The sequence below is a fragment of the Arthrobacter sp. UNCCL28 genome (assembly GCF_900102805.1).
GTDB classification, from domain to species: Bacteria; Actinomycetota; Actinomycetes; order Actinomycetales; family Micrococcaceae; genus Arthrobacter; species Arthrobacter nicotinovorans_A.
Map to the genome: position 1 here is coordinate 23091 of NZ_FMWE01000009.1, position 26675 is coordinate 49765.

Consider the following 26675-nt stretch of genomic DNA (forward strand, 5'->3'; position numbering starts at 1 on the left):
TTAGAGACTAGTCCTCCACAGGTCCCGCTGCGGCCTTTGCGTCCGACGGGGTGTTGCTGTCCGCCCGCTGGGCAGCAGGCATGGCGATCACGGCCACAACAGTGAGAACGGCACTGACCAGCACGGCGAGGAACACCGCTGCGGAGGCGTTCACAGTTGTTTGGGGATCGACACCGCCGCTTGGACCACCGGCGTAAATGGCGTTGGCTATTGCACCGAAGACCGCCACACCCAAGGCGCTGCCGATCGAACGGGCAAACAGGTTTGTGCCCGTGACCACGCCGCGCTCGTTCCACTCCACGCTCGACTGGGCGGCAATGAGGCTGGGGGTAGCAACCAGCCCGAGCCCCAGGCCCACAATGAAGCAGGCCAGTGCCACCAACACCACGTTGGGCGAGGACGCCGTGAAGGCAAGCACTGCCGCGCCCGCCACGGAGATGACGATTCCAATCAAGGCGGTGCGTTTGAAACCGATCCGGAGATAAAACCGTCCGGCCTGGGATGCGCTGATCGGCCAGCCCAGCGTCAGGGCGGCCAGGGCAAGGCCGGCGAGGATGGGAGAAGTCTTCAGGGCCCCCTCAAGGAACGTTGGAACATAGGACGTCAGGCCCAGCATGACCGCACCAACACCAAAGGAAATCAACGCCGTTGTTGCCAGGAGCCGCCGGGAGAGCACCCATGCGGGCAGGATCGGCTCCGCCGCCCTCCGCTCGGCCAGGACGAAGGCTGCAAACAACAAGCCACCCACCGCGAAGACAGTAATGCTGACCGGAGAGTTCCACGCCCACGCCTGGCCACCTTCCAAAGCCCCGAGAATCAGCAGGCTCAAGGAAACCGTGAGGAGACCGGCGCCCAGGTAGTCGATCCTGTGCTTGGCGCGCTCAATGTTCTCGTGGAACGTCCTTATCAGCATCCAGCCCGCAAGGAAGCACAACGGAACGTTGATGAAGAAGATCCAGCGCCAAATTTCCAGGGAAGCGAAAACCCCTCCCAAAGTTGGCCCCACTACGGAAGAAATGGCCCACACGCTGGCCAGATAGCCCTGCACCTTCGCCCGCTCGGCAAGGGTATAGATATCCCCTGCGATGGTAATAGCCACCGGCTGCACCGCCCCCGCGCCCAAGCCCTGAAGGACGCGGAAGGCAATGAGCGCCGGCATGCTCCAGGCGAACCCACACAGGATCGATCCCAGCAGGAACAATCCGATGCCGCTGAGGATGATGGGCTTCCGGCCTACGACGTCCGAAAGCTTGGCGTAAATCGGCACCGACACAGCTTGTGCCAACAAGTACGCGGAGAAAAGCCAGGGGAAGGAACTGAATCCGCCGATGTCTTCCACAATGGACGGAACCGCCGTGGCCACAATCGTCGAGTCGATGGCCACCAGTCCGGTAGCCAGCATCAGCGCGATCAGGATCGGTCCGCGCCGGGACCGGAATCCGACTCCTTCGGTGGTTTCCGTTGTCATGGTGCCCTCATTCCGTCGTCATCACTGGTTTCGCTCCGAAAGGAGTAACCCCACGGGCCTGGAGATTAGTCCCTGGAAGGAAAGACCTGTGCGAACTGCTTCACTCGATGTAATTTAGCCAATAATTAGGCTAGTTTCTGGCCTGAAGTTTGGCTAAAATACAGCTATGAGAACAGTGCCACTGAGTGAAGCCAAGGACAAGCTGTCCGCCTTGGTCGAAGAAGCAGACGCAACGCACGAGATCATTCAAATTACGCGACACGGCCATCCATCTGCCGTTCTCATGTCCGCGGACGACCTGGAATCTTTGCAGGAAACCATCCACTGGCTCTCGCAGCCAGGTATCCGTGAAGACCTGGACCAGGCTAAACGCGACATCGCCGCGGGCAACACCACCAGCGGGGACGATCTCCGCCGGGAGTTTGGACTCCCGGCCCGGTGACCGATTCGGCCGGCACCAGTCCAAGTCCATGGACGATCGAAGTCACAAGCCCGGCGTTGCGCGGCTTCAGGCGCTTACCGGAAAAGGCCGCTACCGCGATCATTGAGTTCGTCACCGGACCCCTGGCGGAGAATCCGCATCGGCTCAGCAAGCCTTTGACGAACGAACTCCTCGGACTCCGCACCGCTCGGCGAGGCGATTATCGGGTGCTCTTCACTCTGGACCTTGAAGAACATGTCCTTTTTGTCCACCGCATCGAACATCGATCTGATCTTTACAAACCCCGATAAGCTCCACGCAGGATTATCGGCAGTCGCACCGCCCGAACCGGGATAAGAACGACGACGGCGGGTCACCTCCGGCTCCGTGAGGAACCAAGGTGACCCGCCGTCGTCGTGAATGGGCTGGTGTCAGTCGTTGATGAGGTCGTGGACCACGATCGTCTGGTCGCGGTCCGGGCCGACGCCGATGGCCGAGAAACGGGTGCCGGAGAGCTTTTCCAGGGCCAGCACATAGTTCCGCGCGTTCTCCGGGAGGTCTTCCAGGGTGCGGGCACCGGTGATGTCCTCTGTCCAACCGTCGAAGTACTCGAAGATGGGCACTGCGTGGTGGAACTCGGTCTGGGTCATGGGCATTTCGTCATGGCGCACGCCGTCGACGTCGTAGGCAACGCAGACCGGGATCTGCTCGATGCCCGTGAGGACGTCCAGCTTGGTGACGAAGTAGTCCGTGAAACCGTTCACGCGGGAAGCGTGGCGGGCCAGGACGGCGTCGTACCAACCGCAGCGGCGGGGGCGCCCGGTGTTAACGCCGAACTCGCCGCCGGTCTTCTGCAGGTACACGCCCATGTCATCGAACAGTTCCGTGGGGAACGGACCGGCGCCAACACGCGTGGTGTACGCCTTGATGATGCCGATGGACCGGGAAATGCGGGTGGGGCCAATGCCCGAGCCAACCGAAGCGCCGCCGGCGGTGGGGTTGGAAGAGGTGACGAACGGGTAGGTACCGTGATCGACGTCCAGGAACGTTGCCTGGCCACCTTCCATGAGCACAACCTTGCCCTCGTCCAAGGCGTTGTTGAGGACCAGTGTGCTGTCGATGACCAGCGGGCGGAGCCGCTCGGCGAAGGAAAGGAAGTACTCCACGATTTCGTCCGCAACGATATCGCGGCGGTTGTAGACCTTGACCAGGAGTTCGTTCTTCTGACGCAGCGAGCCTTCCACCTTCTGGCGGAGGATGGACTCGTCAAAGACGTCCTGGACACGGATACCCAGGCGGGCCACCTTGTCCATGTAGGCCGGGCCAATGCCGCGGCCCGTGGTACCGATGGCGCGGCTGCCAAGGAAGCGCTCCGTCACTTTGTCCAGGACCTGGTGGTACGGGGCAACCAGGTGGGCGTTGGCCGAAACGCGCAGGCGCGAGGTGTCCGCGCCACGGGCTTCAAGGCCGTCGATCTCCTGGAACAGGGCCTCGAGGTTCACCACGCAGCCGTTGCCAATAATGGGAATGGCGTTGGGGCTCAGGATGCCCGCGGGAAGGAGCTTCAGCTCATACTTCTCACCGCCAACAACCACGGTGTGCCCGGCGTTGTTGCCGCCGTTGGGCTTGACGACGTAGTCAACGCGGCCACCGAGCAGATCGGTTGCTTTGCCTTTGCCTTCGTCGCCCCACTGGGCTCCGACGATCACGATAGCGGGCATGGGATCCTCCCCCATTCTTTCGGGCGAGACACTGACCGGATGACCAGGACTCGACGCCGTACATGAGAATGCCCCGACGATACCGGTGCAGCCTGCCACGACGGCCGGCATACGCAAGAGTTCGGGGCTCTTACCAGCCAAGTTTAGCCGATGGGACCGCTTTCTCTGGTGTCAAGGTGTCTTGAACGGCAGCCTGGTGAAGTTTTCCCCAGGGAAACCCGGGCGCGCCGGCATCAGGCCGCGGGCAGATTGCGGCAGCTTCCGCCAAGACCGGCCACCAACCCTGCATTTGACGCCACGGAAGCAGCCTTCGACGTCCATCCTGACACCGGGTCCTTGACCGTAATCGCAATCTGGAGCTCGGTTCCCAGCCCCAGGAGCCCGCCCAGCAGGTTTGCCTGGACTTCGGTGCTGTACCCCGAAGCGGCATTTCCCGTGGTGTTGGCCGCCAGGTTGTACCCCGTCAGCGGGGCCAACGCCGAGCCCAATCCGCTGGTGGACACCTGCAGTTCAGCATTCGCCAAGGAATACCCCGCCGGCGCTTTCCACAGGATGCGGACATACGCCCCCAGGCCAAGAACGCCCGGGTTGTAGGTGCACTGGCCATTGAGTGTGGGAGCCGGAATGGTCACCGTCCCGAAGCTCCCCGACGCAAACTGATCGCGCTGCCACGCCGCCTCCGTGGCAGCCGGCGGGTTCACCACGGAAAGCACCACGGCGAGTGGCACAGCCAGCACCAGCCCCGACCGCACTTTGGCCCATACCCTCACCGGCCACCACCCCGCAGGCGCGCCAGCCCGAAACCTGCCATGACCGCCACACTGCCGAGCAGCGCAAACCCGCCCAGCCTGAAACCCGTGTGGGCAAGAGCGTCCGACGGCGGTTCCGCCGGGTTTCCGGGTGAGCCTCCGGAACCAGCACCGTCACCAGAACCAGCGCCGCCACCAGAACCGTGAAAGCCCAGCACCATTTGTGTCCGGCTCCCCCGCACTTCAGGCGGAACATCCTCGGCCAGTGTTGCCCTCACCAAAACGTGGGCATGGGTGGATTCCAAAGCTCCTGGGCTCATGAGGTCCACCCGCACGCCGTCGGCCCTGTTCAGGGGCGTCCGCTTCATCAGAACACGGGGACCTTGGGCGCAGGAACTTCCCGTCCAGGGTTCGGAGCAGCCCTGGAGCTCCACGCTCAGGAAGTCTCGCAGGGCCTCCGCATCCGCGGGACCGGGCTCCATGCCCACCTTCAGGGATGAGGCGGGTTCACCACGAACCTGGACATCCACCACCCAATCCGCGCTTCCACCAGGGGTGAGGCGATGCACCTGGCCGGTGGGTCCGGCGTCGAGCTCCAACCAGCCGGGCGGGTAACCGTCGGTGGCAACAGCCGGTGCGACTGCCGGTGCAGCGGGCACGGCGCCAAGCATCAATACGCCAGGAAGCAGCACGCCCAGCAGCCCCGCCGCGCTACGCCGCCACATGTTGTCCGGTCCTGCGTCGGCGAGTGCTCCTCGGCCACAGCACCCACGTCACCAATGCGGACACGGCAACCGTGGTGGCGCCGAGGACCACCGGGTTGGCCGCAGCCGCCAGCGGGTGTGCGAGCCCCGGCGCGGACCAGATCACCAGCCGGACTTTCTCCACCACGTAAGGGGCGGGATCGGCTTCAGTGTTGGCGTCGCCTTTCATGGTGATGGTCCGTGCGGCTCCCTCCGCAGGCTCCACGGATTGGACCCGGTGCGTGATGGGCAGCTTGCCGGGCCTGTCCACGGTGACTACATCCCCGATGCCGATATCAGCTGCCGGGATTTGGCGGACCACGGCCAGTGATCCGGCCGGAATGGCCGGGGACATGGACCCCGTTTTGAACATGACCAAGGTGATATTGAAGAGCAGGGCGCACACCACCGCCAGGATGCAGACGGCGCCGCCCACGGCAGCAAGGTTCAGCAATGTTTCACGCAGCCTGCTGCAGAATCGGCGGCCGCTCATGAGCTCGAGGTGGCAGTGAACTGCCAGGTCGCAGTAGCAGTCTGGCCTTGGAGCGCGTTGTTGGCACCAGCCGGCAGCGTGACCTCAAAGCAGAACTGCGTGGGCGTTCCAGGCAGCGTCGCCGACGCTGCCGACAAGGGATTGACGACGCCGGCCGCCTGCCCTTGCGTCAATGGCTTGGTACCGTCGCTGCCCACCACGAAGGTGGGTGTCCCGCTGAAGGACGCAGCATCGCAGGTAGCCGAGCGGACCACCCTGTAGCGCAGGGCGGCGCCCAGGTCAGCGGTTCCCGTCCCGCTGCTGGTTACGGCCGGAATCCCGAGCACCACCTCACCTGCCACCGAGTTTGCCTTGGTTCGGAGGGCGAAGGGAGCATAGACCACGCTGCCTGGGCTCATGGAAGTGGCCGTGAACACCAACGCTGCACCGGGTGCAACGTCGTTGGCACTCCACGTCCCTGACGCGTTGTACGGTTTGGTGACGTTGGACTCGGTGACGAATACGCTCGCGCCAAAGGCACCGCTGGCAAAGTCGCTGTCAGTCCACGAAGCAAGGGTCACGGAACTGCCCAGCCCCAGCACCAAGGCCCCTGCCAGCAGTGCGCGAATGCGGATCAGCGCCGCACCGCGCTTGGTTTCGGCTTCTCGTCTGCCCATGGGTTACTGCGATTGTGCGGCGAATTCCCAGGTGGTGGTCCCGGATTGGGATTGGACGAGGCCATCATCTGCGGTAATCCGGAAGCAGAGGTTCACGGCGGTGCCATTGGCCGTGCCGCTTCCCTGCACCAGGTCGAAGGTGACACTGGCCGGTGTGGTGCCCAGGGCCTGCCCGGCTGCCACCAACGTTTCCGTGACGGGTTCTCCACACCCGAAACCAGCGGACTGCGTCAGCGAGTAGGTCAGGCCGGTGAGGGCTCCGGTGGAGGTCTCCGTAGTAACTGTGACGGTGGCGTCGTTGCTCGTGGTGTCGTCCAACCTGACTGCGAAAGGCGCCGTGACGACGTCGCCGGGTGCCAGATTGGCCGGCGCGGCAGTAAAGCCGAGCGTTGCCGGGTCGTCGACGGGGTTCTCTCCGAACGAGGTCCCGTCCGTGCTGCCCTCGAGGTTGAAGGCACCTGCCGTGAAAGTTCCCTGGGCAAATTCGGAGTCATTCCAAGCTGCCAAGGTGATGGCCGCGCCTACCCCCAGGACCAGTCCGCCGGCAAGGATGGCACGGACTTTCGGTGACTTTCGGGACCCGATGTCACGCTGGCCCGGGTCCGTTTCCGGCGACGCTGTTGATGCAACCACTATTACCCCCACGATTGTTGTTGCTGACGAACAAGGGATCGTCAGTCCGGAGGTGGGGGTCCCCAGTTGGTTTCCCCCAAAACCTTGGTTCCAACTGATCATTCCCGTGAAGGTATGTCAACGCTTTGACGTGGACAAATGCTTTTAGGTCCCCTGCTCCCCCGCGACGAACTCCAGGGCGGCTTCGGCGAAAGCAGGCCAATCTTCATGCTCGGCGAAGGGCAGCTCCACCCAGTCCTTGAACGGACGGCCCATGCGTGAAGGGTCGAAGAGGACGGCTCCGGGAAGGGACAGTGCGCGGGCATGCTCCGCGGTGTCACGGCCCAATTTGAAGACCACTTTGTCGCCGTTCAAGCAGGCCAGCGCCTTCTTGTTGAGCATGAGGGAGGTGGCGCCGAACATCTTTCCCATCACCACACCTGCCGGCGCCAAGTCCTCCCCCAGCCCCTCGAATGCGGCAACGGCAGCAGCCGACGATTCCTGTTTCTCCATAGGGCGCATCATGTACCATGCCGCGGGCCTTCGTCGAGATCCGGCTCCGGCTCCGGCTCCGGCTCCGGCTCCTGCAAGGTGTTGGCCCCGCCGTCCGAGACGCCGGACACGTTTCCGGGCAACACGCCGCGTCGCATTTAAAGGGCGCGCCGGAGCAGGACCCGTTAACCCCCATAGTCCGGTAAGGTTAGTTAGCCCCCAACAGCACCCTTTGAGGTTCGGCCGCGGCATGCCCGCGGCCCCTTGGAACGGTGCGCTGTAACACCTAGGAGACCTAACCCCTGATGCAAGAACTGGCGACTGAATCACCCGAAGAAATCCTCTGGAACCGCCGCTACGAACCGCACATTGCCGAGGTCAACGAGCTGTGCGACTCCATCAAGGAGCAGAAGCCGGGCAGCGAGGTCCTTTACATCGACCCCGCCCACAGCATGGATGACTGCCGCATCGTCAGCCTTTTCTCCAACCAGCGCACCACCACCGGCGAGGGCTTCATCACCCCCGGCGACGAGGAAGCCGCCACCCGTATGCTCGGTATGCAGTGGCAGCTGGGCCTCCGTCCCGAGCTCATGATGCCCTGGAACGCGTACCCCTGGATCGAACCCAACGAGGAACCGGGCAAGCTCACACCTGCCAACATCACCGAGGGCTTGAAGCCGCTCCTGCGCCTCCTCCAGCTCCTGCCGCGCACCTCCGCCCTGGTGGCACACGGCAACGAGGCACACCGTCTGGCCGACCAGCTCATGAAGGCCGCACCGGCAAGCATCGCCCGCCGTGGCTTCAAGACCTTCAAGGTCCGCTCGCTCGGTGGCCGCTCCTTCGCCGGCACCCCGGCCCGCCAGCAGGAATACCTGGATGCCATCCACGGCGCCTACGCCGAGGCCATGGCCCGCACGGGCATCCCCCGCAAGGCGTAATTTCCTTCGTTGCGTGGCCCGCTTTGCGCCCCAAACCTCCGGGTAAGCGCGTAGACCAGGCCTCACAACGCACGCACCCTTCGTTGCGTGGCCCGCTTTGCGCCCCAAACCTCCGGGTAAGCGCGTAGACCAGGCCTCACAACGCACGCACCCTTCGTTGCGTGGCCCGCTATGCGCCCCAAACCTCCGGGTAAGCGCGCAGACCAGGCCTCACAACGCACGCACCCCTCGTTGCGTGGCCCGCTATGCGCCCTAAACCTCCGGGTAAGCGCGTAGACCAGGCCTCACAACGCACATACGACGGCGGCCCCCACCTTTTGGTGAGGGCCGCCGTCGTCGTTGGGGTGCTTGTTGTTGGGCGGCGTTAGCCGGCCAGCATGCTGCGGAGGTCCTTGAGGATCAGCTGCGCGCCGGTGGGGCCGAGCCCCAGGAACCAGACGTCGTCGCTGACGGCCTTGGCCTGGCCGGCTTTGACTGCGCCGAGCTTGGGCCAGACAGCGCCTTCAACCACGGAGGTTTCGCCCGTGGCCGCGGGGTCGCCGTAGCTGCTGTAGAAGATCCAGTCGGCATCGCCCTGCTCGATGTTCTCGGCCGAGATCTCGGCTGCGAGTTCATCGATGTCCTGGTTCTCCGGACGGGCCAGCCCGGCGTCCTTGAGGATCACGCCGATCAGCGACTTGTTCGCGTACAAACGGATCTTGCCCGGGAGGAAGCGCACCAGGGAGATCTTGGGATCGCCCTTCACGTCAGCCTTGAGCGCATCGGCTTCGGCCTGGTAGTCATTGAGTGCCTTGACGGCTTTGTCTTCCTCGCCCAGGGACTTGCCCACCAGCAGGAAGTTTTCCTTCCAAGGGAAGCCGGGGCGGATGCTGAACACCGTGGGAGCAATGGTGGAGAGCTGCTTGTAGAGTTTGTCGGCCCTGAGTTGGCTACCCAAAATGAGATCCGGCTTCAGCGCAGCGATGGCCTCAAGGTTGAGGTCCTGGATGGTGCCTACCGACGCCACATCCTTGACCTTGTCGGCCAGGTAGGTGGGGACCGGGTTGGCACCTTCGGTGGTTGCCATGCCCACCGGAGTGATGCCAAGCGTTACGACGTCGTCCAGTTCACCGGTGTCCAGAACCACTACGCGGGTGGGCTTCTTCTCCAACGTGGTTTCACCGTTGGCGTGCTTGAGCGTGCGGGGAAAGACACCGGGAGCGGCGTCGGTGCCCAATTTGGCCGTCTCCTGGTCCGCGGTGGTGAACTTGGAGCCGCCCGTGGCAACATCGGCGTTGCCGGCAGCAGACCCTGAGCCACCACTGGTGCCGCAGCCCGCGATCAGGCCAACCGCCAGGACGGCACCTGCCGCCTTCAGCACAAGCTTGCGCACTGCCATCCGGCGCTGGGGGGAAGCCTTGCCCGGCTGCACTTCAAAATCGTCATTTTTCACTGGGTAAGGCTAACCTAATTAAGGCACACTTCTGTGACGTTGTGACGACAGTCACCACAATGCCCGTCTTATTACCGCCCCTCTGCGAAATGGTCCCTGCTGTGTCCCGATCGACGGTGTCATGTCCCCGGTAGCCGCTCCTGCCCTTCCGGCTGTCAGCGCGGCTGCCGGTTCCGGCGTCGTCAATAAGTCCCGGTGGAGGGTCCTCTTCCTCGCCCTGGCAGCGGCCGCCCTGGTGGGTGCGGTGTTGCTCAGCCTGGGCATTGGAGCCAAGTTCATCCCGGCATCCACGGTCCTTGAGGCCTTCACCAACCCACAGGACTCCGCCGATCACGCCATCATCCTGCAGAATCGGCTCCCGCGCACCCTGATGGGCATCGCCGTCGGAGTTTCGCTGGGTGTGGCCGGTGCGCTCATCCAGGCGATAACGCGCAATCCCTTGGCTGATCCGGGCATCCTGGGCGTCAACGCCGGCGCGTCGTTTGCCATTGTGATTGCCATTGGCGTCTTCGGGATTGGCTCACTGAGCGGCTATATCTGGTTTGCGTTCGCGGGCGCCATCCTCACCACGGCTGCCGTGTACCTGATTGGCACCTCCGGCAGGAACGTGGTGAATCCCATCAGGCTCACCTTGGCCGGTGTTGCCTTGGGCGCCGTCCTCACCGGCATCGGCTCAGGGCTGACGCTCCTGAATCCCAAGGCTTTTGACCACCTGCGCTCGTGGAGCATCGGCTCGTTGGACACCCGCACCATGGAATCGGTCCTGACTGTGGCGCCGTTCATGGGCCTGGGCTTGGTGATCGCCGTGTTCTGCGTGGGCGGGCTCAACGCCATGGCGCTGGGCGACGACCTCGCCACTTCCTTGGGCGCCAACGTCAACCGCACCCGCATCCTGGGCGTCGTGGCCATCACCCTCCTCAGCGGAGCGGCAACAGCCGGTGCAGGTGCCATCGGTTTTGTGGGCCTCATGATTCCGCACGTAGCCCGCTGGATTGTGGGCCCGGACCAGCGGTGGATCCTTGCCACCACTGTGGTGCTCTCCCCCATCCTGCTGCTGGTGTCGGACGTAGTGGGCCGGATCGCTGCTCCCGGGGAACTCCAAGTGGGCGTGGTGACCGCATTCATTGGCGCGCCGGTGCTGATTGCCCTTGCACGGCGGCGGAAAGTGAGTGGGCTGTGACGCGCCTGGACCAGAGCAACCGCACCGACTTTGGCCGGTCCACCGCTGTGGTCCGAAACCGTTGGCTGAGCTTCCGTGTCGACATCCGCAGCATCCTTGTCTGCATCCCGTTGATTCTGGCCGCGCTGGCCGTGGCGGTGGCCAGCCTGGCAACCGGTGATTACGACGTTTCAGTGCCGCAAGTACTCCAGGCCTTCGCCGGTGACGCACCGGGTCTTGCCCAAACCATCGTCATGGAGTGGCGGCTCCCGCGCGTCCTGGCAGCACTGGTCTTTGGTGCAGCACTTGGCATGAGCGGCGGAATCTTCCAATCCATGACCCGCAACCCACTGGGCAGCCCGGACATCATCGGCTTCAACACCGGCGCCTACACCGGAGCGCTGATCGTGATGCTGACCATCGGCGGCGGATATTCAGGCATCGCTGCAGGGGCCTTGGTTGGCGGAATCCTCACCGCGTTGGCCGTCTACTTGCTCGCCTACCGCCGCGGCTCCCAAGGTTTCCGGCTCATCATTGTGGGCATCGGCATCAGTGCGATGCTGGCCGCCTTCAACCACTGGCTGATCCTGCGGGCCGAGCTTGAGGCCGCGCTGGCGGCCGCCGTCTGGGGAGCCGGGTCCCTCAACGGCATCACCTGGGAGCAAGCGGCGCCCGCCGCCGTCGTGGTTGCAGTGGTTGGCTTGGGCACGCTGGCAGCCGCGCGCCGGATGCAGTTGCTGGAAATGGGCGACGACGCCGCACGCGCCTTGGGCGTCCGGGCCGAACACACCCGCTTGCTGCTGCTGGTCCTCGGCGTCGCACTGACGGCTGCTGTCACCGCGGTTGCCGGTCCCATCGCTTTCGTTGCCCTCGCGGCACCGCAACTTGCGCGGCGGCTCACTCGAAGCGCGGGCATCATGTTGGTTCCCTCTGCCGTGATGGGAGCCTTCCTGCTGGCAGCGAGCGACCTCGCGGCCCAACGCCTCTTTGCCCCGATCCAGCTGCCAGTGGGCGTTGTGACGGTATGCATCGGCGGAATCTACCTCGTTTGGCTGCTGGCCAGGGAAGCAAGGAAATCATGAACCTCACCACCGCTGCCCCGCAGCTCCACGCCGAAGCACTCACCATCGGCTACGAGCAACGCGTCATTTCCGAGAACCTCAACGTCCGCATTCCGGAGGGGCAGTTCACGGTGATTGTCGGGCCCAATGCGTGCGGCAAATCAACGCTGTTGCGCGCCCTCGCCCGGCTCATCAAGCCCCGGAGCGGCCAGGTGCTGCTGGACGGGAAATCCGTGACCGCGCTTCCCGCGAAAGAACTTGCCCGGCGCCTCGGGCTGTTGCCGCAGTCGTCCATAGCCCCCGATGGCATCACCGTGGCGGACCTCGTGGCCCGTGGACGGTACCCGCACCAGAAGCTGCTGCGCCAGTGGTCCGAGGCTGACGAGAAGGCCGTTGTCGACGCCATGGAGGCCACCGGCGTCGCAGCCTTGTCCGGCCGGCTCGTGGACGAACTCTCCGGCGGCCAGCGGCAGCGCGTCTGGGTGGCCATGGTCCTGGCCCAGCAAACACCGCTGATGCTGCTCGACGAGCCCACCACTTTCCTGGACATCGCCCACCAGATCGAGCTGCTGGAACTCTTCCGCGAGCTCAACCTGGACAAGGGCCACACCCTGGTGGCCGTGCTCCACGACCTCAACCATGCCAGCCGCTACGCGGACCACATCATCGCCATGAAGGACGGAGTGGTGGTGGCCGAGGGCGCTCCCGCTGACGTGATCACCGAGTCCCTGGTGGAGGAAGTGTTCGGCATGGCCTGCCGGATTATTGACGATCCCGTGACGCACACGCCGCTGGTGGTTCCGCTGGGGAGGCCGCGGCACTCCGCTGTTACTGACTGAGCGCTGTTACTGACTGAGCGCTGTTACTGACTGAGCGCTGTTCGACTAACACCCTTAACGACGACGGCGACCCTCGCCTTTCGGTGAGGGTCGCCGTCGTCGTGTGCTTTGTTGAGTCCGCTTTAGCGGGCTTCGAGCGCTGCCTTGGCCTTGGGGTCCGAGTCGTTCAGGAACTTCTCGATCCGCTCCGGCTCTTCAGCCTCGCCGATAGCCGATGCTGCCCGGCCCAACGCGTAGAGGGCACGCAGGAAGCCCTGATTGGGCTCGTGCTCCCACGGGATGGGTCCAACTCCGCGCCAACCATTACGGCGCAGGGAGTCCAGTCCGCGGTGGTAGCCCACGCGGGCGTAGGCGTAGGACTCGATGGTCCGGCCTTCGGCCCAGGCTTCCTCGGCGAGGATGGCCCACAGCAGGGACGACGTAGGGTTTTTGGCCACCAGGTCCAGCGCTTCGTTGCCGAGCGCCAGGTGCTGGTAGATCTCGGTTTCAGCGGGCAGGAGCGTGGGCTCCGGCCCCATCAGGTTCTTGCGGAATTCGTCAGACATTAGAAGGTCTTGCCCACCGAACCGAGCTGCTGTGCGGCTTCGACGATGCGCGCGGCCATGCCGGCTTCGGCCGAAGCACCCCAGACGCGGGGGTCGTAGGTCTTCTTGTTGCCCATTTCGCCGTCGACCTTCAGGACGCCGTCGTAGTTGGAGAACATGTGGCCGGCAACCGGGCGGGTGAAGGCGTACTGGGTGTCGGTGTCGATGTTCATCTTGATGACACCGTAGGAAACGGCGTCAGCGATTTCCTGCTCGGTGGAGCCTGAACCGCCGTGGAAGACGAGGTCGAACGGGTTTTCCTTGCCGATCTTGGCGCCAACCTCGGACTGGATCTGCTTGAGCAGTTCCGGGCGGAGCTTGACGTTGCCCGGCTTGTAGACGCCGTGCACGTTGCCGAAGGTGAGCGCGGTGAGGTAGCGGCCGTGCTCGCCGGCGCCGAGTGCCTCGATCGTGGCGAGTGCGTCCTCGGTGGTGGTGTAGAGCTTCTCGTTGATTTCGTTCTCAACGCCGTCTTCTTCGCCACCAACGGTGCCGATTTCAACTTCGAGGATGATCTTTGCAGCAGCTGCACGTTCCAGCAGCTCGCGGCCGATGCGCAGGTTCTCCGGGAGGGTCTCGTGCGAGCCGTCCCACATGTGCGAGTTGAAGATGGGGTCGTTGCCGGCCTTGACGGCTTCCTCGGAAGCGGCGAGCAGCGGCAGGACGAAGTCCGCCAGCTTGTCCTGCGGGCAGTGGTCCGTGTGCAGGGCGATGTTGACGTTGTAGTTCTTGGCAACTTCGCGGGCGAACGCGGCGAAACCGAGCGAGCCGGCAACCATGTCCTTGATCGAAGCGCCGGACCAGTAGGCTGCGCCACCGGTGGAAACCTGGATGATGCCGTCCGATTCGGCCTCAGCGAAACCGCGGATCGCAGCGTTCAGAGTCTGCGACGACGTCACGTTGACCGCGGGGAAAGCGAATCCGCCTGCCTTTGCGCGGTCGATCATCTCGGAGTAAATCTCTGGGGTTGCAATGGGCATGGTGACTCCTATGCTGAATTCGTCTGTGGGTTGGTAACCCTGGAGTAGACCGCTTACGGCTAGCACCCATCCTAGCGATATCCGCCGGGACGCCGTGTTTCGGGTCACTGGGGCTCTTAACACTTCCGCCGGGTTCACAATCCGCCAGCTACCCCTGATTCATCGAGACGGTGGATATACTGCCGGAATGGAGTTCCCCCCGAGCGCAAACCATCAGCCCCGCCCAACGCCACCCCTGCCGCCCCAGGGCGGTACTTTTCCGGAAGCGCACCCCGGGCGGAAGCGGAAGATGATTATTGCCATTACAGCTGGCGCGGCGGTAGTCCTCACCGCAGCCATCGTTGCTCTGGTTCTCCTGGTTTTACCGCTGTTCTCACCGGACCGGGGCATGAGCGCCACAGCAAAAACATACTTCCAGGCCCTGATCGATGGTGACGGCGAGAAAGCCCTCAGCGTATCGGACCCCGGCGTCCCGGAGAATGAACGGGCTCTCCTCCAAAACAACGTGTACAAAAATGCAAAGCAGCACATTGACGGTTACCGGATCCTGGAGGCAAGGTCGGAGTTCGTCACTGCCGAAGTCACCCAGAACGGCCGCAAGCAGGAAATCATTCTGAGGATGACCAAGTCACGTGAAGGCGAGTGGAAGGTTGGGCCCAAAAACTTCCAGAAAATCCGGATCAGTTCCAACCGTCCCGTGGGGTTGTTCACCGTGAACGGCGTGGTTGTTGCCGCCCCTGACTCCGGAACCGCTGCCAGTGATTCCCTGCTGATGCCGGCCTTCCCCGGCGAGTACACCCTCGGCATTTCCGGAGACAAGTACACAATGGCAGAAGAGCAGAAGGCCTTGATCAGCATTGACCGGGCGATTTCCAAGAACACCGAACGTTTGAAAGTGTTACCCACCCAGCTGCTCCTGGACGAGACCCGGACACTTCTTGAGAACAAACGGACTGAATGCACTGCCTCCGCTCTGGCTAGTACCGCCGAAGCGACGCGTCGTGGCTGTTCCGGGTTTGCGATCTCCGAATACCGACCTACCCGCAACGTGAAATGGACCATCGAGAAGGAGCCCACCTTCACTCTCCTTCGCGGCGAGGACAGTTGGATCATTCAGTCGGCGCAATCGGGCGCGGCTTCGGTGAGCTACGAAGTGAACAGCGGCCGTGACGACGCCCCACAATGGGAGCCGAAGGTTGAGCTTGTAATACCCAGAGCCTCTGGTGAGATCCACATCGTCGACGGAAAAGCGACTCTCAAAGACCAATAGAACGGGCAGCTGCCCGGGGTGATACTGACAGCTCGCCTAGCTCACGGGCTGTTGGAACACGTGGCGGCGGACCCAGGCGTGCATGGCGATGGCGGCCGCGGAAGCAGCATTCATGGACCGGGTGGAGCCGAACTGCTCGATGGAAAGCGTAGCGACGGCGGCATCGTGCACCTCGGGTGTCAGGCCGGGGCCTTCCTGCCCGAACACCAGCACGCAGTTCTTCGGGAGGTCGTACGTCTCCAGGGGCACGGAATCCGGGAAGATATCGATGCCGATCACGGCAAGCCCCTCCCCCTCGGCCCACTGCACGAAGTCCTCGACCGTGGGGTGGTGGCGGACGTGCTGGTAGCGGTCGGTGACCATGGCCCCGCGACGGTTCCACCGCCGTCGTCCAATGATGTGGACCTCCTTGGCGAGGAAAGCGTTGGCTGTCCGCACCACCGTGCCGATGTTGAGGTCGTGCTGCCAGTTCTCTATGGCGATGTGGAAATCGTGCCGCTTGGAATCAAGGTCCGCGACGATCGCCTCGTGCTTCCAGTACCTGTACTGGTCCACCACGTTGCGGCGGTCACCATCCCTCAACAGGTCAGGGTCCCAGTGGTCACCAACGGGCCACTCACCTTCCCAGGGCCCGACGCCGACCTCAGGTTTCGCTTCCGCCTCGCCGTCCCCTGTGGTGTCGGCCGAGGACAGGGCAGGGGTGGGCAGGGCTGTAGTGGGGGGAAGGTCAGTCACCCCTCAACTTTAGCCCTGCCGCTTGGACCCGCCGGGACTAGCCCATCTTCCACTTGTTGATGCGGTACGAGTTCGCCAGCTGCTCAAAGAGCCCCGGGTGCGCGTCCCAGTATTCCTTGTGGCCGCTGACACCAAGCATCTGCGGTGTGCCCCAGGGAGTTACGGAGAACAGGTTGACGGCCTGGATGGCTTCACCACGGGCGTTGGCGCAGGTGAAGCCGACAACAACTGCTGCACCGCGGCGGAACTCACGGATTTCCGGCATTGAGGTCTTGAAGTTCGAAGCGCACTTGTGGCCCACCAGGTTCTGCGGCAACTCGGTGGCCGACATGCCCTTGTAGCGGGCTTCAATGTCCTGGATGGCTTTCTTGACCTCAACAGGATCCTTGCCGAACTTGCCCTCCTCCGACTCGGCGAAGAACGCATAGGCGAGCGCGATGCCGTCACCGTCGGTCTCCACCGTGCCCTGGGCCTTCTTCTGGATTTCTTCACCCGTGGTGGGGTCCTTGGTGATTCCGAACGACTCGTCGTGGGTCCATTCGGCCAAGTACTGGAAGGAGGATTCGCCCGTCACCCACCTGTTGAACAACGGATCACCGTCGGCGGGTACGTTGCTGGGGCCGGCGAGTTGCTCCCACACCGACGGCAGCGGGATGGCACCGGCGGGCATGGTGGAGGACGCCGAAGACTCCCCCGAAGGTTCGGAGGATGGTTCAGCGGACGGTTCAGCGGCTGCTTCCGAGGCTTCATCCGAGGACGTCACCGACGGCGACGGGGACTCCACTGCGGTGGGCTTGGTCATGGACGGGATCAGCCACGTGAACGCCACCACCAGGGCAATAATCACGACGACGGCGACACCACCCAGGATGAGGAACAGGGACTTCCGGTTGTGGTCGCCCGGGTTCTGGCCGGGTCCGCCGGGCTGGCCGGGGTAGCCGGGCTGGCCCGGGTAGCCTGCTCCGGGTCCGCCGGGCTGCGCCGGGTAGCCTGAGCCCGGGTAGCCGGGCTGGTCCTGCTGCGCTGATGGACCCTGCTGGGCCTCGGGGTAGCGGTGCACGGTCTCGGCATACTCGCCGTCGGGGTGGCCCGGCTGGTTCGCCTGCTGCGCGGGATACGCCTGCGTCGGCGGCTGCTGGGTGGGATACGCCTGCGTCGGATAGGGCTGGGCCGGATAGGCCTGCGTCGGCGGCTGCTGGGTGGGGAATACCTCGGTCTGGCCCTCGCCCGGCTGGCCCTCACCTGGCTGGTATTGGCCGGGCTGGCCCTGCCCTGGCTTGTACTGTCCGTACTGGCCTTGGCCGGTGTCGTAGCGGGGCTGCGGCACGCCGTCGGGGTTGTAGGGAGGCTGCGGCGCTCCGTTGTTGTTGCTCATGACAGGCCCTTTCGAAAGCAGTGGGTCACCGGGATGTTTCTGGGACATCCGGTGGATAAACCGTAAGAGGGGACCTGCTGAAGCGTGGACGACGCATAAAAACCACCATGTCGATCCCCCGACCCACGGTGGTGGCACGCCTGCGCCGCCACAAGCGTAATCGAGTTCGAGGCGCCGGGCGCAAGTCACAGCCGTTATCCACATGGGCAGAACTACCCACATAAGCGGGCTTCCAGGATGTTCGGGCCGCGGATTGATGGAAGACTGGTGGAAGTGCATGAACAACCCCAGCCGGAGGCAAATATGGCAGAAGAAACCACGTCCACATCGGTTTATCGGAACGGCCACGAAATCGAGTGCTGGCTCACGGACATGGACGGCGTCCTGGTCCATGAGAACCAGGCAATCCCCGGCGCGGCTGAACTCATCCAGCGCTGGGTAGATACGTCCAAGCGGTTCCTGGTCCTGACCAACAACTCCATCTTCACTCCCCGCGACCTCGCAGCCCGCCTGCGTGCGTCCGGCCTGGAGGTACCGGAAGAGAACATTTGGACGTCGGCACTGGCCACGGCCCAGTTCCTCAAGGACCAGGTCCAGTCCTCGGATTCGGGCAACCGCGCCTACACCATCGGTGAAGCCGGGCTCACAACCGCGCTGCACGAGGCCGGATTCATCCTCACGGACACCGATCCTGACTTCGTGGTGCTGGGTGAAACCCGCACCTACTCCTTCGAAGCGATCACCATGGCCGTCCGCCACATCCTGGCCGGTGCCCGGTTCATCGCCACCAACCCGGATGCCACCGGCCCTTCCAAGGACGGTCCCATGCCCGCCACCGGAGCCATAGCGGCCATGATCACCAAGGCCACGGGCCGCGAACCGTACATCGTAGGCAAGCCGAACCCCATGATGTTCCGTTCCGCCATGAACCAGATCGACGCCCATTCCGAGACCACTGCCATGATCGGTGACCGCATGGACACGGACATCGTTGCCGGCATGGAAGCGGGCCTGCACACGGTCCTGGTCCTCAGCGGAATCACCCAGCGTGAAGAAATCGTGTCCTTCCCGTTCCGGCCCAACCAGATCCTGAACTCTGTGGCCGACCTCAAGAGCCAGATTTAGGAACAAGAGATGGCTGTGCTCAATCTGCGTCCTCTGGCCGGTGGCCGGATACTCAGGGGGAGCCAGCCGTTCGGCTTGGATGCCGCTGCGACGTCGGCTTTCCTTGCGGAGCACGGCATCCAGGCGATCATGGACCTGCGCAGCGAGTTGGAGCGCTCATTGGTTCCCTGGCTGATCAATAGCGACGGTTCGACGGACGGCACCAGCTCAGCAGGCTCCGCCATGCCCGGCGTCGAACTCGTGAACAACCCGCTGGATCCCAACGCAATCGCCGGCTCGCTCCATGCTGTGGAGACCCCCGAAGACCTGGGCGGGCTCTACCTTGGCTGGATCAAGCTACGGCCGGAGTGGGTTGCTGATGCTCTCCGTCCCGCCGCCCGCGGTAAGCGCACGCTGGTTCATTGCTCCCTGGGCAAGGACCGGACGGGCGTGGTGTCGGCCATCGCGCTCCTAGCGGCGGGGGCCGCCGAGGACTCCATAGTGGAGGATTACACCGCCACTACCCTCAACCTTCCCACCATGCTGGACATCATGGCTGAAACATGGCGGTTGCATGTCCCTTCCACTCCTGCGGCATACTTCAGCCCCGAACTGATGGTCCTGCAGAGCCCTGAAGCTGCCATGCGGCACTTCCTGGCCGCTTTCGCAGAGGAGTTCGGTGACGCACGGAGCTTCCTGCGCGAGGCGGGCCTGACCGCCGTCGAGGTTCAATCACTGGCTCCGTAGCCTAGGCCGGACGGATGATTTTGCCATTCGGCTGCTCGTAGGAGGGTTCCTCGGGCTCCGGTGGGAGCGGCTGGAGCTCGTTCTGGATCCGTTCCAGCAAGGGCCGGTACACGCCGCCGTTCCATTGCGGGCTCGCGTGGGCCGGCCGGGCACCCTCTGTGCTGAGCGTGGGAAGGGCCATGTTGGCTCCGAAGACTTTGCTCCAGCCGGCCCGCGCCGACTCGTAGTCCACGGTGCCATCTTTGGCGTTGCCCATGAACGCCATCTTGGCGCCACCGATCTTTCCCGCCAACCTGAGCCCGTCGAAATGGTAGATGTACGCCGACTCGGTCTGGATGAGCACGCTGGAAGGGGCGATCGGAGAAAGCTGCTCCAGGCTTTGATCCAGGATTTGGCGCCATGTCCGCTCATCCTTGTGCGCCACACGCTCCCCCAGCTCATAGCCACCGCGCAGCACCGATGGGATCCGGAAACCGTTCTCGTACAGGAACACCACACCGTCGAACCAGCTCTGGTCCAGGACGTCGGCGCGGCTGAACGGGCTCGAATCCAGGACGATCAATTGTGTTTCCACCCCGTGCAGTTCCAGCAGGCGGGCGGCCACCTGCGTGGCGAGCATGCCGCCGAAACTATGACCATAAAAGTAGAGCTTCTCCAGTTCCAGTTCGCGGACATGGAGGATGATTTCACGAACGATCTCGTCAACGTCCAGTCCCAGGTTGGAATAGCCGACGGCGGCAAGGCGGCCGCGCTGGTGCATGGCTGGGCGCAGTGAGTTGAGGATCCATTGGGCCTCTTCCCAGCTGGTTTTATACCCCGGGAACAGGATCCAGCTGGCTTTGGGGAAGTACAGGTCCGAGTACGGATCCGGAACCCGGAGGATCTTGGTGGCTCGCCGTTCGGCCTGGACACGGCGGGTGAAAAGCATGTCCCCTGCCAGCGCTGCGGACGCTCCGGCGCTGATGAGGAAGTTGCGGCGGGATCTCTTCTTGACGCGGGCAGCGTAAGGCAGGATCCGGGCCCAGTCACCCGGATCCTCTGCTTCCTCCGGCTCGGGAGGGGCCGGCACGGCGGGGTTTTCTTCCACCTCCGCCGGTGCCGGGAACTTCCCTACTTGAACGTCCACGCAGCAAGCATAGGCTTCGGAAGGCGGTGACTCACAGCCCCGTAGTTTGTGTACAGCTGATGCCCTTAAGATGCGCCTTTAAGGTCAAGTGCTGTACAAAAACTCCTTAGTCGAGGCCCAGCTCGCCCTTGCCGAAAGCGAAGAGGTACGGCACACCGGTTTCGGCTTCGATCTTCTCTTTGGCGCCGGTATCGCGGTCAACGATCACAGCCACGGCCACAACATTGCCGCCGGCCTTACGGACACCTTCGACGGCGGTCAGCGCAGACCCGCCGGTGGTGGACGTGTCTTCCAGGACCACAACGTTACGGCCCTCAACGGAGGGGCCTTCCACCTGGCGGCCCATGCCGTAGGACTTCTGGGCCTTGCGGACAACGAACGCGTCCACTGCGCGGCCGGCATCGGCGGCAGCGTGCATCACGGCGGTACCTACGGGGTCGGCGCCCATGGTGAGGCCGCCGGCGCACTCAACGGAAACGCCGGCGTCGTCGATCATGCCCAACATGACCTGGCCCACCAGCTTGGAGGCCTCGTGGTGCAAAGTGATGCGGCGGAGGTCGATGTAGTAGTCCGCTTCCTTGCCGCTGGAGAGGATGACCTTGCCGCGGACCACCGCCAGTTCTTTGATGAGTTCAAGAAGGCGGGCGCGGGCAGCTGCAGTGTCAGGCGAGGAAGTCATGGCTCCTAGTTTAGTAGGAGCGGAGTTCAGCGCGGCGCAGGGGCAGCCGTGGTGGAACGGATCACCAAGCGCGGGTTGACCATCTGTTCGTCACTTGCCGGTTCTCCGTCCAATTGCTGAAGGACAGCTTCCATGCAGCGGCGGCCGAGTTCTTCGAAATCCTGTTTAACGGAGGTCAAGGGCGGCATGAAAAATTCAGCTTCGGGTTGGTCGTCATAGCCCACCACACTGATGTCGCCTGGCACGTGGCGTCCCGCTTCCTGGACGGCGCGAAGGACCCCCACGGCCATCTGGTCATTGGCGACGAAGACGGCAGTGATGCTGCGGTGATCCAACAGATCGCGTCCGGCCCGATACCCCGACGCGGCATCCCAGCCACCCTCCAGAAGGACCCCGGCATCCAGCCCGGCCGTGCCCAGCGCCTCCTGCCAGCCTTTGATACGTTCGGCGGCGTCGATCCAGTGCGGCGGACCGGAAATGTGGGCAATATTGCGGTGCCCCAAACCGATCAGGTGCTCGACGGCAAGGCGGGCTCCCAAGCGTTGATCCAAGGAGGCCCCCGTTAATTGGTTGCCGGCCCCTGCGCCCACCGCCACGATCGGCACAGGCACGGAAACATCGCCCAGTACAGCCAGGACATCGGGATGGGGCACCAGGATGACGATCCCGTCCACCGACTGGTTGCGGAAATGGGCAATGGCGTCGTTGATGCTCTCGCCGGTCACTTCACGGAGGTTGGCGATACTGACGAAGTACCCTGCTTCCCTTCCCGCTTGTTCTACTCCCAGCAGTGTGTTCGCCGGGCCGAACTGTCCCGTTTCGCACGCCAGCACGCCGATGGTCCGGGACCGCCGCGTTACCAGGCTGCGGGCTGCGGTGTTGCGTCGATAGCCAAGCTGGGCGATGGCCGATTCCACGCGCTCCCTGGTTTTCCCGCTGACGTTCGGATGGTTGTTCAGGACGCGGGAAACAGTTTGATGCGAGACGCCCGCCATCTTCGCGACGTCGCCCATGACCGGAGGCCTCACCGGCTGGGCCGCTGAGCCCAGCGGGGCCCCGGACAATGCCCGGGACCCCGCTGGTGGCGGTTGATCGCCGCGTGACATCCGTTCCTACTTCGCGTCCACGCCCACAGGCTCCACCTTGGCAGCCGGAGCTGCCTCGGTTGCCGGAGGCGTGGTCTTCCACTTGAAGCGGCGGCCCATGCCGGATCCGCCACCGGCACCGGTCCGGTTCTTGTTGAAGATGTCGAACCCGACGGCGAGCAGGAGCACCAGGCCCTTGATGAGCTGCTGGTAGTCCGTGCCGAGGCCGAGGATGGACATGCCGTTGTTCAGCACGCCCATGATCAGGCCACCGATCATGGCACCGGCCACGGTGCCAATGCCACCCTGGACTGCAGCACCGCCGATGAAGGCCGCGGCAATGGAGTCCAGCTCGAACCCGGTACCGCCGGCAGGCTGCGCCGAGTTCAGGCGGGCCGTAAACACCAGGCCTGCCAGTGCGGCCAGGACGCCCATGTTGACGAACAGGCGGAAAGTGACCTTCTTGGTCTTGATGCCGGAGAGCTCGGCGGCGTGGAGGTTGCCGCCGATGGCGTAGGTGTGGCGGCCGAAAATGCTGTTGTTCATCAGCGCCGAGTAGAGGATTACCAGGACGGCCAGGACGATCAGGACAATCGGGGTTCCGCGGTAGCTGGCCAGAAGGAAGGTGATGATGAGCATCAGCACAGCGATGAAGCCGTTCTTGACGGCGAACCAGGCCATCGGCTCGTTCTCGAGGTTGAACTTGCGGCGGACACGGCGTTCTTTCATGGCCTGGAAGAGGATGGCGGCCGTACCGCCGACGCCGAGAATGACCGTCAGCCACTCAAGGACGGACGTGCCACCGGTGAGGTCCGGAAGGAAGCCGCCGCCGAGGGCCCTGAGCTCGCTGGGGAACGGGGTGATCTGCTGGTTCTTGAGGGTGATGAGGGTCAGCCCGCGGAAGATCAGCATGCCGGCCAGGGTGACAATGAACGCCGGGATGCCCACGTAAGCGATCCAGTAACCCTGCCAGGCACCCACCAACGCTCCGACCAGGAGGCAAGCGGGGATGGCGAGCCACCAGGCCCAGCCCCAGTGCACGATCATTACACCGGCTACGGCCCCGATGAAGCCTGCAATGGAGCCGACGGAGAGGTCGATGTGGCCGGCGATGATGACCATGACCATGCCGATGGCCAGGATCAGGATGTAGCTGTTCTGGACCACCAGGTTGGTGACGTTCTGGGGTTCGAGCAGGATGCCGTTGGTCAGCACCTGGAAAAGGATCACGATGAGGATCAGGGCGACGAAGATGCCAACCTGGCGGAGGCGGCTTGTGAGGAAGCCAAGGGATTCTCGTAGGGCGGACATGTTCGCTATTCCTTCTCTTTGGTCATGTAGTGCATGAGGGTTTCCTGGGTGGCTTCGGCGATGGGGACCTCGCCGGTGATGTGGCCTGCGGACAGTGTGTAGATCCGGTCGCAGATACCCAGGAGCTCCGGCAGCTCAGAGGAGATCACAATGACTGCTTTCCCCGCCGCTGCGAGTTCAGCGATGATCGTGTAGATCTCGAATTTGGCGCCGACGTCGATTCCACGGGTGGGTTCGTCCAGGATCAGGACGTCGGGGTCCGAGAACATCCATTTACTCAGCACCACTTTTTGCTGGTTTCCACCGGAGAGCTTGCCGGTGATGGCAGCAACGGAGGGTGCTTTGATGTTCATGCTTTGGCGGTAGTGGTTGGCTATGGTGGTTTCCTTGTTGCCGTCCACCCAACCGCGTTTGGCCAGCTTGTTCAGCGCAGCCATGGAAATGTTCCGCTTGATGTCCTCGATCAGGTTCAGGCCGTAGTGCTTCCGGTCTTCGGTGGCGTAGGCGATTCCGTGTTCAATGGCGTCGGAGACGGTGGACGTGTTGATTTCCTGGCCGTATTTGTAGACCTTGCCTGAGACGGCGCGCCCGTAGGTCCGGCCGAAAACGCTCATGGCGAGCTCGGTCCTGCCTGCGCCCATGAGCCCGGCCAGGCCAACTACTTCACCCTTGCGGACGTTGAGGCTGGCGTTGTTCACCACCATGCGGGAATGGTCCTGGGGGTGCTGGACAGTCCAATCCTCGATGCGGAGGACTTCCTCGCCGATGTTGGGGGTCCGGTCAGGGTAGAGGCTTTCGAGGTCGCGCCCCACCATTCCGCGGATGATGCGTTCCTGGGTGATTTGGCCCTGGTCCAGGCGGAGGGTCTCAATGGACTTGCCATCGCGGATGATGGTGACGGCGTCAGCCACTTTGCGGATCTCGTTGAGCTTGTGGCTGATGATGATGCTGGTAACGCCTTGGCCCTTCAGGTGCAGGATGAGGTCCAGCAGGTGGTCTGAGTCTTCGTCGTTCAGCGCCGCCGTGGGCTCGTCCAGGATCAGGAGCTTCACTTCCTTGGACAGCGCTTTGGCGATCTCCACCAGCTGTTGCTTTCCCACGCTGATGTGCTGGATGGGGGTGACCGGGTTTTCGCTGAGGCCCACCCTGGCCAGCAGCTTGGCTGCTTCCAGATTGGTTTTCCGCCAGTCCACCCAGCCGTTGTTGGCCAGCTCGTTTCCGAGGTAGATGTTCTCGGCAATGGACAGGTACGGGCTCAGCGCCAGCTCCTGGTGGATGATCACGATGCCGCGCTTCTCGCTGTCCGTGATGCTGGAAAATTCGCAGGGTTCGTTCTCGAAGAGGATGTCGCCGTCGAAGGTGTTGTGGGCGTAGACGCCGGACAGCACTTTCATCAGGGTGGACTTCCCGGCGCCGTTCTCACCACAGATGGCATGAACCTCACCGCGGTTGACGTCCAGGGTGACGTCCTGCAGGGCTTTTACCCCGGGGAAGGTCTTGGTGATTCCTCGCATTTGAAGAATGGGTACGTTCATCGTCAATTCCCGCTGACTGGTTGAAACTTGGCCGGGCCGAGGACTCGACAGGCTCTAGGGGGAGGCTGTGGCCCCACCGCTGCGCATTTCGGCACAGGACGGTGGGGCCACAGGCCAAGGAGTTACTTGACGTCGGCATCCTTGTAGTAGCCGGAGTCGATGAGTTCCTTCTTGTAGTTGTCCTTGGTGATGATGACGGACTTCAGGAGGTAAGCCGGAACAACCTTGACCTTGTTGTTGTAGGTCTTGGTGTCGTTGGTTTCCGGCTCGTTGCCCTTGAGCACGGCGTCTACCATTTTCACGGCCTGAGCGCCGAGCTGGCGGGTGTCCTTGAAGATGGTGGAGTACTGCTCGCCGGCGATGATGGACTTCACGGAGCCCTTCTCCGCATCCTGCCCGGTCACTACGGGCAGCTTGCCGGTGGAGTAGCCGCCGGTGCTGGTCAGTGCCGAGATGATGCCGATGGACAGGCCGTCGTACGGGGACAGGACGCCGTCGAGCTTGGTGCCGGAGCTGTAAGCCGAGGTGAGGATGTCTTCCATGCGCTTCTGGGCTACGGGTGCCTGCCAGCGAAGGATTGCTGCCTGCTCAAACTTGGTCTGGCCGCTGGGGACCTTCAGGGTGCCTGCGTCCATGTACGGCTTGAGGGTGTCCATGGCGCCGGTCCAGAAGAAGTTGGCGTTGTTGTCATCCGGGCTGCCCGCGAACAGCTCTACGTTGAACGGGCCTTTGCCTTCAACCTTCTTGCCGCTGGCGTCAACCAGGCCCAGGCCGGTCAGCAGCGAGGTGGCCTGCTGGACGCCCACGGTGTAGTTGTCGAACGTGGTGTAGTAGTCCACGTTCGGCGTTCCGTTGATGAGGCGGTCATAAGCGATGACCTTGACGTTCTGCTCCTTGGCCTTGGCCAGGACATCGGTCAGGGTGGTGCCGTCAATCGCAGCGATGATCAGGGCCTTTGCACCCTTGGTCAGCATGTTCTCAATCTGGGAAACCTGCGTGGGAATGTCATCGTTGGCGAACTGGAGGTCAGTCTTGTAGCCAAGGTCCTTCAGCGACTTCTCTACGTTGGCGCCATCTGCGATCCAACGCTCGGAGGTCTGGGTGGGCATCGAAATGCCTACCAGGGAATCGCTGGGATTGGCGCTGCTGGTGGATTCGGCGGTGCCACCGCGGCTGCCGCAGCCTGTGGCTCCCACCGTCAAGGTAAGGACAACCGCGACGGCGCCCAGGAGTTTCTTCAATCTCACGATGCTCTCCTTCCGCGGCAGCATTGCCGCGAACTCTGATGCAGCCGGAGCATCTGCGCGTCCGGCACGGTAAAGCGATGTGGGCTGCGCCTGCTGGGGGCAACACGAGCCAC

28 protein-coding genes are annotated in these 26675 nt (G+C 63.4%); 9 read left to right on the forward strand and 19 right to left on the reverse strand.

Features of this window, described 5'->3' with window-relative positions:
* Positions 1-7: 7 nt before the first annotated feature.
* Positions 8-1468: an MFS transporter gene (locus tag BLQ01_RS19295; RefSeq protein ID WP_091553720.1), complete on the reverse strand. Its 1461-nt coding sequence runs from the start codon at positions 1466-1468 to the stop codon at positions 8-10.
* A 166-nt stretch (positions 1469-1634) separates the two neighbouring features.
* Between BLQ01_RS19295 and BLQ01_RS19300 the strand changes: the two genes are divergently transcribed.
* Both BLQ01_RS19300 and BLQ01_RS19305 read left to right on the forward strand, forming a co-directional pair.
* Positions 1635-1910, forward strand: coding sequence for a type II toxin-antitoxin system Phd/YefM family antitoxin (locus tag BLQ01_RS19300; RefSeq protein WP_026542324.1), 276 nt, complete (start codon positions 1635-1637; stop codon positions 1908-1910).
* Positions 1907-2200 carry a type II toxin-antitoxin system RelE family toxin gene (locus BLQ01_RS19305; protein ID WP_091553723.1) on the forward strand — a complete coding sequence of 98 codons (294 nt, stop codon included), beginning with the start codon at positions 1907-1909 and terminating at the stop codon, positions 2198-2200. The genes BLQ01_RS19300 and BLQ01_RS19305 overlap by 4 nt, the downstream gene beginning before the upstream one ends.
* Before the next feature lie 120 nt (positions 2201-2320).
* On the opposite strand, the gene BLQ01_RS19310 is transcribed toward BLQ01_RS19305, so the two are convergent.
* The 7 genes from BLQ01_RS19310 to BLQ01_RS19340 all read right to left on the reverse strand — a co-directional run bounded on the left by BLQ01_RS19310 (position 2321) and on the right by BLQ01_RS19340 (position 7376).
* Positions 2321-3610 (reverse strand): adenylosuccinate synthase, encoded by a 1290-nt coding sequence (locus BLQ01_RS19310; protein WP_026542322.1) that lies wholly within the window; start codon positions 3608-3610, stop codon positions 2321-2323.
* Positions 3611-3843: 233 nt separating this feature from the next.
* Positions 3844-4347, reverse strand: a complete 504-nt coding sequence (locus tag BLQ01_RS19315; protein WP_175493498.1) for a hypothetical protein — start codon at positions 4345-4347, stop codon at positions 3844-3846.
* A gap of 29 nt (positions 4348-4376) precedes the next feature.
* Entirely contained in the window at positions 4377-5084 is a 708-nt protein-coding gene (locus tag BLQ01_RS19320; RefSeq protein WP_091553728.1) for a hypothetical protein, read from the reverse strand.
* Positions 5071-5595: a signal peptidase I gene (locus BLQ01_RS19325; RefSeq protein WP_091553730.1), complete on the reverse strand. Its 525-nt coding sequence runs from the start codon at positions 5593-5595 to the stop codon at positions 5071-5073. The genes BLQ01_RS19320 and BLQ01_RS19325 overlap by 14 nt, the downstream gene beginning before the upstream one ends.
* Entirely contained in the window at positions 5592-6251 is a 660-nt protein-coding gene (locus BLQ01_RS19330; RefSeq protein ID WP_091553732.1) for a SipW-dependent-type signal peptide-containing protein, read from the reverse strand. The genes BLQ01_RS19325 and BLQ01_RS19330 overlap by 4 nt, the downstream gene beginning before the upstream one ends.
* Positions 6252-6254: 3 nt before the next feature.
* Positions 6255-6884, reverse strand: a complete 630-nt coding sequence (locus BLQ01_RS19335) for a SipW-dependent-type signal peptide-containing protein (RefSeq protein WP_223944560.1) — start codon at positions 6882-6884, stop codon at positions 6255-6257.
* A gap of 144 nt (positions 6885-7028) precedes the next feature.
* Positions 7029-7376, reverse strand: a complete 348-nt coding sequence (locus BLQ01_RS19340) for a hypothetical protein (protein ID WP_035761145.1) — start codon at positions 7374-7376, stop codon at positions 7029-7031.
* Positions 7377-7660: 284 nt separating this feature from the next.
* Between BLQ01_RS19340 and BLQ01_RS19345 the strand changes: the two genes are divergently transcribed.
* The gene (locus tag BLQ01_RS19345) at positions 7661-8293 is read left to right on the forward strand and encodes a uracil-DNA glycosylase family protein (protein ID WP_018780067.1); all 633 of its coding nucleotides are present in this window, start codon (positions 7661-7663) and stop codon (positions 8291-8293) included.
* 364 nt (positions 8294-8657) lie between these two features.
* On the opposite strand, the gene BLQ01_RS19350 is transcribed toward BLQ01_RS19345, so the two are convergent.
* Positions 8658-9671: an ABC transporter substrate-binding protein gene (locus BLQ01_RS19350; RefSeq protein ID WP_091553818.1), complete on the reverse strand. Its 1014-nt coding sequence runs from the start codon at positions 9669-9671 to the stop codon at positions 8658-8660.
* Between the two features lie 175 nt (positions 9672-9846).
* On the opposite strand from BLQ01_RS19350, the gene BLQ01_RS19355 reads away from it, so the two are divergent.
* Genes BLQ01_RS19355 through BLQ01_RS19365 form a run of 3 tightly spaced genes read left to right on the forward strand, consistent with a single transcriptional unit; the run spans position 9847 to position 12784 of the window.
* Complete coding sequence (locus BLQ01_RS19355; protein ID WP_091553736.1) at positions 9847-10905, forward strand: iron chelate uptake ABC transporter family permease subunit; 1059 nt, start codon at positions 9847-9849, stop codon at positions 10903-10905.
* Complete coding sequence (gene fepG / locus BLQ01_RS19360; protein ID WP_091553739.1) at positions 10902-11966, forward strand: iron-enterobactin ABC transporter permease; 1065 nt, start codon at positions 10902-10904, stop codon at positions 11964-11966. Before BLQ01_RS19355 ends, fepG begins: the two co-directional genes overlap by 4 nt.
* A complete protein-coding gene (locus BLQ01_RS19365) occupies positions 11963-12784 on the forward strand; it encodes an ABC transporter ATP-binding protein (RefSeq protein WP_091553742.1) in 822 nt (273 codons plus the stop codon). The genes fepG and BLQ01_RS19365 overlap by 4 nt, the downstream gene beginning before the upstream one ends.
* A 122-nt stretch (positions 12785-12906) precedes the next feature.
* On the opposite strand, the gene BLQ01_RS19370 is transcribed toward BLQ01_RS19365, so the two are convergent.
* Together BLQ01_RS19370 and fbaA are read right to left on the reverse strand one after the other, a co-directional pair.
* Positions 12907-13329, reverse strand: a complete 423-nt coding sequence (locus BLQ01_RS19370) for a DUF3151 domain-containing protein (RefSeq protein WP_011773312.1) — start codon at positions 13327-13329, stop codon at positions 12907-12909.
* The gene (fbaA, locus tag BLQ01_RS19375; protein WP_026542313.1) at positions 13329-14348 is read right to left on the reverse strand and encodes a class II fructose-bisphosphate aldolase; all 1020 of its coding nucleotides are present in this window, start codon (positions 14346-14348) and stop codon (positions 13329-13331) included. Before fbaA ends, BLQ01_RS19370 begins: the two co-directional genes overlap by 1 nt.
* A gap of 289 nt (positions 14349-14637) precedes the next feature.
* Between fbaA and BLQ01_RS19380 the strand changes: the two genes are divergently transcribed.
* On the forward strand, positions 14638-15618 hold the full coding sequence (locus BLQ01_RS19380) for a hypothetical protein (RefSeq protein ID WP_254779538.1): 981 nt from the start codon (positions 14638-14640) through the stop codon (positions 15616-15618).
* Positions 15619-15654: 36 nt separating this feature from the next.
* Here BLQ01_RS19380 and BLQ01_RS19385 read toward each other — a convergent pair whose 3' ends face one another.
* Positions 15655-16311, reverse strand: a complete 657-nt coding sequence (locus tag BLQ01_RS19385; RefSeq protein ID WP_245232956.1) for a TrmH family RNA methyltransferase — start codon at positions 16309-16311, stop codon at positions 15655-15657.
* Between the two features lie 79 nt (positions 16312-16390).
* Entirely contained in the window at positions 16391-17728 is a 1338-nt protein-coding gene (locus tag BLQ01_RS19390; protein ID WP_091553746.1) for a hypothetical protein, read from the reverse strand.
* Positions 17729-18031: 303 nt separating this feature from the next.
* Between BLQ01_RS19390 and BLQ01_RS19395 the strand changes: the two genes are divergently transcribed.
* Both BLQ01_RS19395 and BLQ01_RS19400 read left to right on the forward strand, forming a co-directional pair.
* On the forward strand, positions 18032-18853 hold the full coding sequence (locus tag BLQ01_RS19395) for an HAD-IIA family hydrolase (protein ID WP_035761154.1): 822 nt from the start codon (positions 18032-18034) through the stop codon (positions 18851-18853).
* Between the two features lie 9 nt (positions 18854-18862).
* Positions 18863-19579, forward strand: a complete 717-nt coding sequence (locus BLQ01_RS19400) for a tyrosine-protein phosphatase (RefSeq protein WP_026548129.1) — start codon at positions 18863-18865, stop codon at positions 19577-19579.
* Between the two features lies 1 nt (position 19580).
* Here the strand turns inward: BLQ01_RS19400 and BLQ01_RS19405 are convergent, their stop codons facing one another.
* From BLQ01_RS19405 to chvE, 6 genes are all read right to left on the reverse strand, one after another.
* Positions 19581-20705: a thioesterase domain-containing protein gene (locus BLQ01_RS19405; RefSeq protein ID WP_091553748.1), complete on the reverse strand. Its 1125-nt coding sequence runs from the start codon at positions 20703-20705 to the stop codon at positions 19581-19583.
* Between the two features lie 106 nt (positions 20706-20811).
* Complete coding sequence (pyrE, locus tag BLQ01_RS19410) at positions 20812-21384, reverse strand: orotate phosphoribosyltransferase (RefSeq protein ID WP_026542306.1); 573 nt, start codon at positions 21382-21384, stop codon at positions 20812-20814.
* Between the two features lie 26 nt (positions 21385-21410).
* Positions 21411-22397 carry a LacI family DNA-binding transcriptional regulator gene (locus BLQ01_RS19415; protein WP_091553749.1) on the reverse strand — a complete coding sequence of 329 codons (987 nt, stop codon included), beginning with the start codon at positions 22395-22397 and terminating at the stop codon, positions 21411-21413.
* Between the two features lie 99 nt (positions 22398-22496).
* Entirely contained in the window at positions 22497-23780 is a 1284-nt protein-coding gene (mmsB, locus tag BLQ01_RS19420) for a multiple monosaccharide ABC transporter permease (RefSeq protein WP_026548132.1), read from the reverse strand.
* A gap of 5 nt (positions 23781-23785) precedes the next feature.
* Complete coding sequence (gene mmsA / locus BLQ01_RS19425; RefSeq protein ID WP_026542303.1) at positions 23786-25315, reverse strand: multiple monosaccharide ABC transporter ATP-binding protein; 1530 nt, start codon at positions 25313-25315, stop codon at positions 23786-23788.
* 122 nt (positions 25316-25437) lie between these two features.
* Positions 25438-26562 carry a multiple monosaccharide ABC transporter substrate-binding protein gene (gene chvE / locus BLQ01_RS19430; RefSeq protein ID WP_026542302.1) on the reverse strand — a complete coding sequence of 375 codons (1125 nt, stop codon included), beginning with the start codon at positions 26560-26562 and terminating at the stop codon, positions 25438-25440.
* Positions 26563-26675: the final 113 nt, after the last annotated feature.